This window comes from Undibacterium sp. KW1, assembly GCF_009937955.1.
Taxonomy (GTDB): Bacteria; Pseudomonadota; Gammaproteobacteria; order Burkholderiales; family Burkholderiaceae_D; genus Undibacterium.
On the sequence record NZ_AP018439.1, the window covers coordinates 5,970,147 to 5,983,539 of the forward strand.

The 13,393-nt window shown below is 52.0% G+C and carries 16 protein-coding genes; 1 reads left to right on the forward strand and 15 read right to left on the reverse strand.

Features of this window, described 5'->3' with window-relative positions; all coding sequences use genetic code 11:
* Positions 1–5 precede the first annotated feature (5 nt).
* The 10 genes from UNDKW_RS26980 to UNDKW_RS27025 form a co-directional block, all read right to left on the reverse strand.
* A complete protein-coding gene (locus UNDKW_RS26980; protein WP_162061286.1) occupies positions 6–389 on the reverse strand; it encodes a YchJ family protein in 384 nt (127 codons plus the stop codon).
* A 2-nt stretch (positions 390–391) separates the two neighbouring features.
* Positions 392–787, reverse strand: coding sequence for a rhodanese-like domain-containing protein (locus UNDKW_RS26985; protein ID WP_162061287.1), 396 nt, complete (start codon positions 785–787; stop codon positions 392–394).
* 82 nt (positions 788–869) lie between these two features.
* Complete coding sequence (locus tag UNDKW_RS26990) at positions 870–2,003, reverse strand: acyl-CoA dehydrogenase family protein (RefSeq protein ID WP_110257515.1); 1,134 nt, start codon at positions 2,001–2,003, stop codon at positions 870–872.
* A gap of 44 nt (positions 2,004–2,047) precedes the next feature.
* Positions 2,048–2,716, reverse strand: coding sequence for an SDR family oxidoreductase (locus tag UNDKW_RS26995; protein ID WP_162061288.1), 669 nt, complete (start codon positions 2,714–2,716; stop codon positions 2,048–2,050).
* Positions 2,717–2,944: 228 nt separating this feature from the next.
* The gene (locus tag UNDKW_RS27000) at positions 2,945–4,126 is read right to left on the reverse strand and encodes an acetyl-CoA C-acetyltransferase (protein WP_162061289.1); all 1,182 of its coding nucleotides are present in this window, start codon (positions 4,124–4,126) and stop codon (positions 2,945–2,947) included.
* A 75-nt stretch (positions 4,127–4,201) separates the two neighbouring features.
* Positions 4,202–5,983 (reverse strand): bifunctional isocitrate dehydrogenase kinase/phosphatase, encoded by a 1,782-nt coding sequence (aceK, locus tag UNDKW_RS27005; protein ID WP_162061290.1) that lies wholly within the window; start codon positions 5,981–5,983, stop codon positions 4,202–4,204.
* 9 nt (positions 5,984–5,992) lie between these two features.
* The gene (locus UNDKW_RS27010) at positions 5,993–6,934 is read right to left on the reverse strand and encodes a pyridoxal-phosphate dependent enzyme (protein ID WP_162061291.1); all 942 of its coding nucleotides are present in this window, start codon (positions 6,932–6,934) and stop codon (positions 5,993–5,995) included.
* A gap of 32 nt (positions 6,935–6,966) precedes the next feature.
* Positions 6,967–8,151, reverse strand: coding sequence for an isovaleryl-CoA dehydrogenase (locus UNDKW_RS27015; RefSeq protein ID WP_110257510.1), 1,185 nt, complete (start codon positions 8,149–8,151; stop codon positions 6,967–6,969).
* 85 nt (positions 8,152–8,236) lie between these two features.
* Positions 8,237–8,707, reverse strand: coding sequence for a PaaI family thioesterase (locus tag UNDKW_RS27020; RefSeq protein WP_162061292.1), 471 nt, complete (start codon positions 8,705–8,707; stop codon positions 8,237–8,239).
* Between the two features lie 182 nt (positions 8,708–8,889).
* Positions 8,890–9,285 (reverse strand): MerR family DNA-binding transcriptional regulator, encoded by a 396-nt coding sequence (locus UNDKW_RS27025; RefSeq protein ID WP_162043912.1) that lies wholly within the window; start codon positions 9,283–9,285, stop codon positions 8,890–8,892.
* A gap of 168 nt (positions 9,286–9,453) precedes the next feature.
* On the opposite strand from UNDKW_RS27025, the gene UNDKW_RS27030 reads away from it, so the two are divergent.
* Entirely contained in the window at positions 9,454–10,527 is a 1,074-nt protein-coding gene (locus tag UNDKW_RS27030; protein ID WP_162061293.1) for an MBL fold metallo-hydrolase, read from the forward strand.
* Positions 10,528–10,594: 67 nt separating this feature from the next.
* Here the strand turns inward: UNDKW_RS27030 and UNDKW_RS27035 are convergent, their stop codons facing one another.
* From UNDKW_RS27035 to UNDKW_RS27055, 5 genes are all read right to left on the reverse strand, one after another.
* A complete protein-coding gene (locus tag UNDKW_RS27035) occupies positions 10,595–11,068 on the reverse strand; it encodes a nuclear transport factor 2 family protein (protein ID WP_162061294.1) in 474 nt (157 codons plus the stop codon).
* A 12-nt stretch (positions 11,069–11,080) separates the two neighbouring features.
* Positions 11,081–11,425, reverse strand: a complete 345-nt coding sequence (locus UNDKW_RS27040) for a GFA family protein (RefSeq protein WP_162061295.1) — start codon at positions 11,423–11,425, stop codon at positions 11,081–11,083.
* A gap of 52 nt (positions 11,426–11,477) precedes the next feature.
* On the reverse strand, positions 11,478–11,909 hold the full coding sequence (locus UNDKW_RS27045) for a VOC family protein (protein ID WP_162061296.1): 432 nt from the start codon (positions 11,907–11,909) through the stop codon (positions 11,478–11,480).
* 110 nt (positions 11,910–12,019) lie between these two features.
* Entirely contained in the window at positions 12,020–12,529 is a 510-nt protein-coding gene (locus UNDKW_RS27050) for a hypothetical protein (RefSeq protein WP_162061297.1), read from the reverse strand.
* Positions 12,530–12,537: 8 nt separating this feature from the next.
* Positions 12,538–13,353 (reverse strand): glutaminyl-peptide cyclotransferase, encoded by an 816-nt coding sequence (locus tag UNDKW_RS27055; RefSeq protein ID WP_162061298.1) that lies wholly within the window; start codon positions 13,351–13,353, stop codon positions 12,538–12,540.
* Positions 13,354–13,393 lie beyond the last annotated feature (40 nt).

Consider the following 13,393-nt stretch of genomic DNA (forward strand, 5'->3'; position numbering starts at 1 on the left):
CTTTTTCACTTTTCTGGAAAACTGCCATCCACGTAAAACCACTTGCCTTCATAACGCACAAAACGGCTGAGTTCATGCAGCCTGTGCGCCTTGCCGCCTATCTTGTAACGGGCAACAAATTCTACCGTTGCCGCATCACCATCCGCTTTGAATTTCTTGACTTCCAGCCCCAGCCATTTGGTTGGTTCATCATGCGTGATGCGTTCCTTGGGACAGGTCCGCTCATCCCAGGTCGCACGCAGATAGGCTTCATCGTTCAGGGTATAGGCGGTATAGCGCGAACGCATCAAGGCTTCTGCCGTTGGTGCCACTACCGCGCCACTTAGATACGGGCCACAGCACAGGTCAAGATTCTTATTCGTGCCACAGGGGCATGCTTTGCTGCTCATTATTACTTCTTGCTTTCCTTGATGGTGACTGGTGCTCCGGCGGCTTTCCAGGCAGTAAAACCACCGTCGATATGCGCGACATTTTCCAGGCCCATGTCTTGCACGGTCTTGGTAGTCAGTGCACTGCGCCAGCCAGCGGCACAAAACAAAATGAATTCTTTTTTCTCGCCGAAGACAGGTTTGAAATAAGGTGAATCAGGATCAACCCAAAACTCTATCATGCCGCGCGGGGCATGATAGGCACCGGGGACGATACCTTCGCGCTCGAGTTCGCGGATATCGCGGACATCAATGAACTGCACATTGGCATCCGATAACTTGGCTTGCGCTTCTGCAACGCTATAGATCTTGATTTCGGCATTGGCTTCATCGACCAGTTGCTTGTAACCTTTTTTCATGCTGTCTCCGTTTAAATTCAAGACCTCTCATCACAGAGGCACAGAGACACAGAGAAACCCTGCTTTCTCTGCGTCTCTTGGGTCAACCCGCCAGTGCACGCCCAATCAAAATCTTTTGTATATCGGAAGTACCTTCATATATCTGGCAAACCCGTACATCGCGATAAATGCGTTCTACCGGGAAGTCACTGACGTAGCCGTAACCGCCGTGTATCTGTATCGCATCCGAGCAGACTTTTTCTGCCATCTCTGAGGCAAACAGTTTTGCCATTGCTGCTTCTTTCAAGCAGGGCTTGCCTGCGTCTTTCATGCTGGCGGCGTGCCAGATCAGTTGGCGTGCAGCTTCTATCTGGGTCGCCATGTCGGCCAGTTTGAATTGTACGGACTGGTGTTCAAAAATGGGCTTGCCAAAACTGGTCCTGTCCTTGGCATAAGCGAGGGCGGCTTCAAATGCAGCTCTTGCCATGCCTACTGATTGCGAGGCTATGCCTATGCGGCCACCTTCAAGTCCAGACAGGGCGATCTTGTAGCCCATGCCTTCTTCGCCTATGAGATTTTCTGCCGGAATCCGGCAGTTCTCGAACAGGATTTGTGCAGTGTCGGATGAATGCTGGCCCATCTTTTGTTCCAGGCTGGCGACGATATAGCCTGGCGTGCTGGTGGGTACCCAGAAAGCGCTGATGCCCTTCTTGCCTGCTTCTTTATCGGTGACAGCCATGACGATGGCCACATCAGCATATTTGCCGCTGGTGATGAATTGCTTGACGCCGTTGATGACGTAATGATCGCCATCACGTTTTGCGGTCGTGCGCAGTTCAGAGGCATCGCTACCAGCATGTGGTTCGGTCAGGCAAAAAGCACCGAGCATTTCGCCTTGTGCCAAAGGTGTCAGCCATTGTTTTTTTTGCGCGTCATTGGCATACATCATGGCGATGCTGCAGACAGGGCAATTGTTGACGGATACCACGGTAGAAGTACCGCCATCACCGGCAGCGATTTCTTCCAGCACCAGGGCCAGCGACAGATAATCCATGCCTGCACCGCCAAACTCTTCTGGCACAGCGACACCATAGGCACCCATTTGCGCCAGCTCTTTCAATTCTTCTGCCGGGAAGTGATGTTCCTTGTCCCAGCGTGCGGCATTGGGCACAAGACGGTCCTGGGCAAAGGCGCGCACGGCGTCGCGTATCATTTCGTGTTCTGGTGTGAGTAGCATGATGATTCTGTTTTCTATTTTATGAGTACGATACTTGTGTAGGCTTACCAGTCGTGTTCTGCGCCCGTATATTCCAGATATTTGCCATTGTCGGCAGGCTTCAGGGCAGCCAGGGTCTGGCGTATGCCCGCCACGCTGGCATCGCTGGTGATTTCTGCTGACTCACCACCCATGTCAGTTTTTACCCAGCCGGGGTCCATGGCGACGCAGATGGCTTTATTGGTACTTAGCGACACGTCTTTTAATACTGAATTCAATGCGGTCTTGCTGGCGCGGTATAACCAACCGGCTGGATTACTGCGTTCGCCTATTGACGCCATGCTGGATGAAATCACAGCCAGCCTGCCATGCGCGTTTTCTACCAGCGGGAGCACGATAGGCAGTATCCGCATGGCTGACAAGACATTGGTATGCATGACGGTATCAAACTGTTGCTGGTCCGGCGCTGTCAAACCTTCAGTTCTCGGACCGAACACGCCAGCATTGAGGATAGCCACATCAATCTTCTCATCATCAAGACGCCAACCCAGACCAGCACAGTCATTCAGATTGGTAACATCCAGCGGCAAGGCTTCACAGCCTGCAGATTGCAAGGCTGCCAGGTCTTCCTGCTTGCGCGCGGTGACAATCACACGCCAGCCTGCAGCCTTGTATTGCATGGCCAGTTCGTGGCCTATACCGCGTGATGCACCGATGATTAAAGCGACTGGCATAGAAATTTCCGGTTAGTTTAGCTCCTTCCCCTTCAAGGGGATGGAGGCGGGAATTCGCAAAGTATACTTTGCGCAGACGTAATCTAAGCTGCTTGAAAGCAGCGCAGTGGACAGGTTGGGATGGGGATGGGTTTCTAACGCAATTAGTTTGCGGTCATTTAACCGAACCCCATCCCCACCCTAACCCTCCCCTTGAAGGGGAGGGAATTCGAGCGAAATTAATTTCGCTTAGATCATTTCAATCGCCAGAGCCGTACCCTCGCCACCACCAATACAAAGCGAAGCCACACCACGTTTCTTACCCTGCTTCTTCAAGGCACCCATCAGTGTGATGATGATACGTGCACCAGAAGCACCGATAGGATGACCCAGCGCACAGGCACCGCCATGTACATTGACCTTGTCATGCGGAATACCGAGTTCTTTCATCGCTGCCATGGGCACAGTCGCAAAAGCTTCATTGATTTCAAACAGGTCAACATCATCTGTTGTCCAACCCAGTTTTTTATATAGCTTCTGGATGGCACCCACCGGTGCTGTGGTGAACCAGCCTGGTTCCTGCGCATTGCTGGCGTGGCCGAGGATTTTTGCGATCGGTGTCAGGCCCAGTTCTTTGGCCTTGGATTCACGCATCAGCACCAACGCAGCGGCACCGTCATTGATGGAAGAAGAAGAAGCGGCAGTGATCGTGCCGTCTTTTTTGAAGGCTGGTTTCAGCGCAGGGATTTTATCGAGCTTGGCTTTCAATGGGCCCTCATCCTTGTCGATGACGACATCACCACTGCGGCCAGATACGGTCACTGGAGCGATTTCCCATGCGAAGGAACCATCGGCAGTTGCAGCTTGCGCGCGCTTGACGGAGGCAATTGCAAAGGCATCCTGCTCTTCACGGCTGAAATTGTATTTGGCTGAACAGTCTTCAGCAAAAGTACCCATGGAACGGCCCTTGTCATAGGCATCTTCGAGACCATCGAGCATCATGTGGTCATACATCATGCCGTGGCCGATGCGGTAGCCGCCACGTGCCTTGGGGATCAGGTAAGGGGCATTGGTCATGGATTCCATACCACCGGAAACGATGACTTCATTGCTGCCTGCATTGATGGAATCAAAAGCCATCATGGTGGCCTTCATGGCTGAGCCGCACATCTTGGACAAGGTCACTGCACCAGTGGAAACCGGCAAACCCGCAGCCAGCAAAGCCTGGCGTGCAGGGGCCTGGCCCTGCCCTGCCATCAGGCAGTTACCGAACAAGACTTCTTCTACCAGCTCTGGCTTGACACCGGCGCGTTCAACGGCGGCCTTGATGGCAACTGCACCGAGCTGGCTGGCTGTCAGGGAAGAAAAATCGCCCTGGAAGGCACCCATGGGGGTACGGGCGGCACCAACGATTACGATAGGATCATTCATCTTACTCTCCAATTAATATAGGCAACAAAGCTGCCTGGCTAATGACGGGAGGCATGTCAACAGACATGCACAGCCTTAAGTTGTTGTACTGGTTTGATTACAAAAGCGGATTTCCTGCGGATACGGAAACACATCATCCACCTTGCCATCGACTATGCGCTTCTTGCGGGCTTGCCAGTATTCGGCGGTCAGCAAGTCAGCATGATGCTTCATAAAATATTCTTTGACGTTTTTATTCCCCAGCAAGAAAGTGCCAAACTGCTCGGGGAAGACATCATTTTTGGCAATCGGATACCAGGGCTCGGCGGACATCTCGTCTTCTTCATTGCGCGGCAAAGGTATCTTGCGGAAATTACAGTCGGTGATGTATTCGATTTCATCATAGTCATAAAAGACGACACGGCCATGGCGGGTGACACCAAAGTTTTTGTACAGCATGTCACCGGGGAAGATGTTCGCTGCCACCAGGTCCTTGATGGCGCTGCCATATTCTTTCAGACCATGCTCCATCGCAGCCATATCACCACCGCGCTCGGCTTCAGTCAGCCAGATGTTCAGCGGCGTCATGCGGCGTTCTATGTACAGATGCTTGATGACGACTTCATCATCATTCACTTCCAATAATGAAGGCGCATATTGTTTGATCTCGGCCAGCAATTCTTCTGAAAAACGTGAGCGCGGGAATGCCACATCCGAGTATTCCAACGTATCTGCCATACGGCCTACGCGGTCATGGTTTTTTACCAGCAGGTATTTTTCCTTGATCAGGGCCTTGGTAGTTTCCTTGGGTGGCGGGAAACTGTCTTTGATGAGTTTGAACACATACGGGAAAGACGGCAGTGCAAATACCAGCATCACCAGACCACGTATGCCGGGTGCGGCTTCTATGCGGTCGGATGAATATTTTAGATGGTGCAAAAAATCGCGATAAAACAAATTCTTGCCATGTTTTTGCAGACCTATCATGGTGTAGATTTCACTGCGCGGCTTCTTGGGCAGGATGCTGCGTATGAATTGCACATAGGCCGATGGTACTTCCATATCGACCATGAAATAGGCGCGTGTAAATGAGAACAGCACCGTGATGAGCATGGTGTCAAAAATCACGGTATCGAGTACTAACTCACCCTTGCGCTTGTGCATGACAGGAATGACAAAGGGATATTCCTTATTGCCATTGATGCCCTTGCCTATGATGTAGGCAGACTTGTTGCGATAGAACAGACTGGCCAGTACCTGTATCTGGTGATTAGGCTCCAGCTTGGCGGGGCCAAAATTTTCACGCAGGCGTGCTTCTACCAAGGCCACATCACGGTCCAGGTCTTCAAACTTGGCATTCAGCTGAAAATTCGTGACGATGCGCTTGATGGTAAAACTCAGGCCATCGGTCGCCGGGTAATACACACGATAACTCGGTGGCGTATCTTCACTTTCCAGATACTCGGTCGAGGTTGCCGGGCGCACGAAAATAAAATCATTGTGATAGTAATTTCTGTGCAAAAGCTTGGTGCAAACGGTATTGAAAAACGTCTCAGCCAGCTCAGGGCGCAGATGATCGATCAGCATGCCCATGTAATGCAGTTTGACTTCGCGCCAGACTTCGTCGCTGAGGTCTTCTTCTGCGTATTCATCTTCCAGTGCCTGCACGCATTCGCGCACTCGGGTGTCGTAATATCCTATGCGTTCGCGTGCGGCGATTTGTGCGGCGCGCCAGTCACCCGTTTCAAATTGCTGCTTTGCTCTTTGACTACTGGCCCTGAACAAGTGGTAATGCCTGTCAAAGCCATCGAGTATCGTCCTGGCGATATCGAAGGCGATTTGTGAAGACAGCAATTTGGGGAAATGGGTGTGGGGCATGGTTGGCGCTCACTCAGTTTTAACTTCGGATTGGAACTGGTTTTTCCAAGCCTGTAGTTTACCTAAATCCACGGCGATGCCACCACAAACTACGATCAGTGGTTTTTTATACTCAGCCAATACTGGCAAGTTCTGATAAGCAACTGCCAAAGCTGCGCCGCAGGCCGGTTCCACCAGAGTGCGCATATCGTCGGCAAAAGCCAGGCAAGCCTGCACAGCCTGGGCATCGCTGACGGTGACGGTATGAATAGTACGCTTGCGTGTCCAGTCAAATGCCTGTTGTGCAACACGTCTCGCGCCGAGGGTGCTGGCAATCGAGGTAATCGCTGGCAAGGTCACCAGTTCACCAGCCTGCACTGCTGCGTGCAGGGAAGCAGCGCCTTCAGTCTCTGACGCGATGATGGGGATATGGCCGAGGCCATTGCGCTCCAGGCCGAGGGCGATGCCACTCAGCAAGCCACCACCACCGACGGAACAGATGACGACATCAAAGTCGAGCTTGCCCGCCACTTCATCTATCGTTGTGGCGTTGCCATCCCAGATATCAGCATGGTCAAACGGCGGGATATACACGGCACCCGGCTGCTCGCACAGGCGCAAAGCTTCCTGATTGGCTTCATCCCAGACGCTGCCCGCGACAATGACTGTCGCACCTATTGCCCGTATTGCCGCTCGCACACTGTCATGCGTGGTTTGCGGCACGACGATGGTGGTTTGCAAACCCAGGGCCACGCCAGCAACAGCGGCAGCAAAACCGGCATTACCGCCAGAGGGGCAGACAAAGTGTTTAGCACCCTGCTCTGCCGCACGCTGGCACATCAGGCCTATGCCACGCAACTTGAAAGAACCGGAAGGCTGGTTGTTTTCCATTTTCAGCCAGACTTGTTTGTCCAGGCTGGCTGAAAGAGAACGGTGTTCCAGCAACGGTGTAGTGATATGCAAATGTGTCATGGTCAAATAGACTCAGTTTACAACAATCCCTGTTACTTGGTTTCTGCAAACAACTCACGGCCTATCAACATGCGGCGTATCTCGCTGGTACCAGCGCCTATCTCATACAGCTTGGCATCGCGCCACAGGCGACCGACCGGGTATTCATTGATATAGCCATTGCCACCCAGTGTCTGTATCGCTTCGCCAGCCATCCATGTGGCTTTTTCTGCCGAGTACAAAATCGCACCTGCAGCATCCTTGCGCAGGGCACGCACTGCTTCTGGCGTAGTGGCGCGGTCGCAGGCCTGGCCAACAGCGTAGACATAGGCCTTGCATGCCATCATGGTGGAATACATATCTGCCAGCTTGCCTTGCATCAACTGGAATTCACCGATAGGCTGGCCGAACTGCTTGCGGTCATGCACATAAGGAACTACCGCATCCATACAAGCTTGCATGATGCCCAGAGGGCCGCCGGACAAGACAGTACGTTCAAAGTCCAGACCGGACATCAATACGTTGACGCCCTTGCCCAGGCCGCCGAGCACGTTTTCTGCCGGAACTTCGCAATCCTCGAATACCAGCTCGCCAGTATGGGAGCCGCGCATGCCGAGTTTGTCGAGCTTTTGCGCAATGCTGAAGCCTTTAAAGCCTTTTTCTATGAGGAAGGCCGTCATGCCGCGTGGCCCAGCTTCCAGGTCGTTCTTGGCATACACGACCAGCGTATCCGCATCAGGGCCATTGGTAATCCACATCTTGGTGCCGTTCAGCACCCAGCGGTCGCCTTTCCAGTCGGCGCGCAGCTTCATGCTGACCACGTCAGAACCGGCATTTGGCTCGGACATGGCGAGTGCGCCTATGTGTTCGCCGCTGATCAGCTTAGGCAGGTACTTGGCTTTTTGTTCTTCTGTACCATTGCGCTTGATCTGGTTCACGCACAGGTTGGAGTGGGCACCATACGACAGGCCGACTGAGGCAGAAGCGCGGGAAATTTCTTCCATGGCAATGATGTGGGCGAGATAGCCCATGTTGGCGCCACCGTATTCTTCGCTGACGGTCACACCCAGAATGCCCAGGTCACCCATCTTGCGCCACAAATCCATGGGGAACTGGTCGCTACGGTCTATCTCGGCGGCACGCGGGGCGATTTCTGCCTGGGCAAATTGCTGCACGGCTTCGCGCAAAGCGGCGATGTCTTCGCCGTGATCAAAAGTCAAACCTGGTAAATGCAGCATGTCGTCCTCACACTTTTATGAAATTAAAATTCACTGGCTTATGCTAACTTATGGTCAAGCATGCCAGCCTTGTTAAGCCTATAGCCTATATCTTTGATTCTGCCTTGGGTATCACAAACAAAGTCTGTTGCATGATGGCACAGAGTTTTTCCTGGCCTTGGTGCAGGACAAACACTTCTGCACTGGATACCACCAGGGTTTTACCTGCCTTCAACACTTTGCCACGGGCGATCAAGGTATCACCCTTGCCGGGTGCAACGATATTGATCTTGTATTCTGCAGTTAAGCACTCACTCACCGGCATCAATTGGGTATTCGCGGCATAGCCACCTGCTGCATCAGCTATCGTACCAATCACACCGCCATGGAAATAGCCATGCTGCTGGCTGACTACATCACTGAAAGGCAGGCTGATTTCACATGCACCGGGGGTGATGCTGGTCAGACGGGCATTCCAGGCCATCAAAGCACCTTGGGCATTAAAGCTTTCCAGCAAGCTCAGGGCTAGTTTGTGATCCAGTGTCGCTGTGCTTTGCTGCCTTGCCTGATTGCTCATAAAACCCCCAATAACCAAGGAAAAACCATCTCAGGCAAAAATAATACGTCTAATTGACGTTTACGTAAACGTCAATTCAATCATTTGATGCTTTTCCACTGCAAGCCAGGCATAAGCATTATCAAATTGCTCATACAACCCATGACATTCTTGTTAATCTTATTAATTTTATTAAGCAGGATTTATTTTTCTGCATGATCAAGTTGACCCAGCAAGCTGCGGCTTTTTTCTTCATGCGCACTTATTTCTGCCAGCATGATTTCTATATCTTCGCGCTGTTGTTCCAGCGCCGCCCTGTGCCTGGCCAGCACCACGAGGAAACTCTGTAACTGTACTTCGGTATCCTTGGGCGAACGGTACATATCGACCAGGCTTTTGATGTCCGACAGACTCAGACCCAGACGTTTGCCACGCAGGGTCAGCTTCAGATGAGTACGTTCCCGCGTTGTGTAGACACGGTTGCGGCCGCCCGGCCCTTCGCGGCTGGGGCTAAGCAAACCCTGGTCTTCATAGAATCGTATCGCCCTCGGGGTAATATCAAATTCGCGGGCAAGTTCGGTAATGGTATAAGTGGCCATGGTCAATCTGGTGAAAAAACACAGAAACAGTTTTCTGATTACAATCTGCACTTGATGCAGTTGACGTTAACGTCAAATAGTTTTAAATCGCATTGTAGGCTATTCCAGTGCTTCTGGAGTCATCCATAATGAGAAAACATAGCTACCACAATAACAATAGAGACGACCATGAACTTACTGGAACAACAACTCCACTACCCTTTTGGCGAAATCTTGCCCGACACCGGCAAGACCATGGAAATCGCCCCGGGCGTGCTGTGGATACGCATGGGCCTGCCCTTTGCGCTGAATCATATCAATCTGTGGCTGCTCGAAGATGAGCTAGAAACCAGCCAGGGCAAGGTCCGTGGCTGGACGGTAGTCGATTGCGGCATCGCCAGCGACGCCACCCGTGATGCCTGGGAGATCTTGTTCGGCGACCTGAACAACCACTTGCGCGGCTTGCCCATCATCCGCGTCATCGCTACCCACTGTCACCCCGACCACATAGGCCTGGCCGACTGGCTGTGCAGCCGCTGGAATGTGTCTTTATGGATGACGGCGGGTGAATATGCCTTTGCACGCATGATGTCGGCCAGCCTGCCGGGTGCGGATGGCACGGCCATGTTCCCGCACTTTCGCAAGCATGGCCTGGTTGATAGCGGCATGCAGGAACAGATACAGGAGAGAAAAACCCATTACACCAGACTGGTGCCGACTGTACCAACCGCCTACCACCGCATGCAAGAAGGTCTGGATGTCGTCATCAATCAGCACAACTGGCAAGTTATCACTGGATTTGGTCATTCACCTGAACATGCGTCCTTGTATTGCGCAGAGTTGAATATCCTGATCTCAGGCGATATGCTGTTGCCGCGCATCTCTACCAATGTATCGGTGTTTGCCATAGAGCCAGAAGCCAATCCCGTACAGCAGTACATGGATTCACTGCAAAAATACCTGCCGCTGCCAGAAGATGTGCTGATCCTGCCTTCGCATGGCAAACCCTTCAAGGGCTTGCATATCCGCGTACAGCAATTGCAAGACCACCATGCCGAGCGACTGGAAGAGGTAAAGACGGCCTGTGCCACGCCACAATCAGCGATGGACATTGTCCCCATCATGTTCCGTCGCCCACTCGATTCTCATCAACTGACTTTCGCGATAGGCGAAGCGCTGGCCCACTTGCACAAGCTCTGGTATGACGGTGTCTTACGCAGGGAAACGGGGGATGATGGAATCTTGCGCTTCGTCATCAAATAAACGTCAAGAAATATCGCCCCCCACCCACGCTCTCACACGTACTCACACGTAGTCTGAGGCGATATTTTTATTGCTGCGGTATTCTACTGATCTGCACACTGACGATCTGCCACTTGCCATCGCGCTGTGCATAGATATCGATATAGCGGTAATGTGATTTGAAAGGTTTGCCCTCATAGCGGCCAGTCATCTTGGTGCGGCCACTGAGCAGGGCAACATTACCGTACAGGCGTATTTCAAAATCTTCTACCTTGTAGGGATCAATTTCCAGCTTGTCTGATACCAGGCCATTGACGAAACTGGTCTTGGTTTCAAGATCGCCGTCGCCATCTATCTGGCGAAAGTCTTCTGCCATATTGGCCTCTATCGCCACCTTGTCCTTGCGGACGATGGCGGCATCCCAGTCGTCAGACAATTTCGTCAATTGCGCGACCAGGGCGGCGTTCTTTGCATCAGTGGAGTCGGCCGCATGTGCAGGCAATAATCCCAGGCTGGCAATGGCCAGCAATACACTGGCCGCTCCCAAATATTTCTTGAACATCTTTATCCTTTTTTATAAAGCACGGCCATCATAGTGATGCACGGGTATGGCTGCCAGATCTATATCTTCCAGGCAGCGCAGATTGATGGCTGCCACCTTGTTGCCTTTAGGATCGACGCCCTCGGCATAAGGATGCATACCGCAAGTAGGACAAAATTTATGCTGTATCACATGCTTGTTGAAGAGGTAGGTACTGGCAGCCTCTTCCGGCGTCAGCAAGTGCAGATTAGTGAATGGTACAAACCACAGCAGCGAACCCTTGCGCTGGCAGATCGAACAATTACAGGCCAGCCCGCTGTCTATTTCACCCTCTACTTCAAATGCGATTTTGCCGCAGTGGCAGCTACCTTTGTGCATGAATACACTCCCTTAGTGTCCAATCAGTGTTCAGTGGATGATGATGTTCAGTTCAGTCTTGCGCATCCTGCCAGTATTCACCGGGCCGGTAATTGCCGAAATACCAGAGATGCCCTTCAGGATCGAGCACCATATAACCCCTGGCACCATAATCCTCGGTTTGCAGTGGCCGCACCAGTTTGGCACCGGCGGCAATGGCCCGTGCATGATGGGCATCCGGGTCATCCACATAGACGCTGAGCGCCTGTGAAATGCCGGTCAAGGATCTGGGGCTGACATGATGCGTCTCGGCCTTGGGCGAAGCCACCATGATGACGCCTGTACCCAGGCTCAATTCTGAATGTTCTACCCGATTGCCCTCACCAGGCACCACGAAACGGGAGGTAAAACCAAAGGCCTTGACCAGCCAGTCTATGGCGGCAGGCGCATCATCATAAATCAGGCTGGGATGGATATCAGACGGGGTACGGTAAGACTCAGACATGACGCGTTCCTTTCAGGATGGAAACGACGGGGCCGACAAGACTTACTTTATATACAAAAAGGCAAGCATATACAAGCCATCAAAGTCTATGCAGGCATGGCTGACTACATTTATTTTTGCGCATCCCGCTCACGGCAACTGAGTGTAGCGTAATCGGCTTTGGGCAGTTTATGCCTGATACCATAAGTCTTCAGGGTATCGAACACATCGGCATGTGGTTTGAAGGTACAGGCATTTTTCTCGGCAAAATCCTGCACCGGACGAGTATCAGCTTCTACTTGCAGCACCAGGCCAAGGCCAGGGCTGACACAACAGCCTACATACTTATCCATGTATTCTTCTTCCAGCAAAATCAATGTATGCCCCATGAAGCTGGCTGGTTTTTGCAGGAGATAAAAATCAATGTAGTCGGCACGCTGCTGCGGCTTTTTACTGATGATCGCCGCTTGCTGGTAAGCCCGTATCACAGGCCTGGATTCGGCCTGCCTGTCTTGTCCATCAGCTCTGATTTTGAGGGCAAGTATGAGCTGGTTTTCCAGCCTGGCGTCAGACGCCAGACTATTCGATGAGAATGTGCCCAGCAAAAAACCGGACAGCAGGAAATACAGAATTTTATTCATTATCAGGTCTAGCGCTTGATCAAACGGATTTCAAACAATTTAGGCCACAATTTACCCGTCACAAACAGCCTGTCTTTGGCGGCATCATAGGCGATGCCGTTGAGGACATCAGGGTTACCCATGATGCGGTCGCCCATGGAGAGCAAGCCGTTCAGATTGATCCAGCCTATGACCTTGCCGGTCTTGGGATCAATACGGGCGATGTTATCGGTTTGCCAGATGTTAGCGAAAATCTCTCCCTTTACCCATTCAAGTTCATTTAACTGATCTATTGCCTTGCCATCTGCCGTGACCTTGATACGGTGGGTCTCACGCAAAGTGAGCGGGTCGAGGAAACGCAATTCTGAGGTGCCGTCGCTCATGATGATTTCTTTATCATTGCGGGCCAGGCCCCAGCCCTCGCCTTTGTAGGTAAATTCTTTCTGGAAGGCGAAAGTGTCGAGATCAAGCACATAACCCGCCTGGGTAGTCCAAGTGATGCCTATAATGCGCTTGTCCCACCAGGTGATACCCTCACCAAAAATCTGTCTGGGCAAATCCATTTTTTGCAGGACTTCACCGGTTTCCAGCCTGACCTTGCGTACGGTAGAGCGACCTTGCAAACCCGTACTTTCATACAAGAAGCCATCCTTGATAAACAAGCCCTGGGTGAAGGCATTCGGATCATGCGGGTAGGCATGTACCACTTCGTAGGTATAGCCTGGAATTGCCGATGCTGCCTGGGCACTTGCCACAGGCAAAAATACGGCGCTACTCCATAACAAGCCGGACAATACGCCTGAAAACAAGCCTGCCGATAATCCTGTCAATGTCCATTTACGCATGCAAATATCCCATCCTTGGCAGGCTGCATCATTGCAGCCT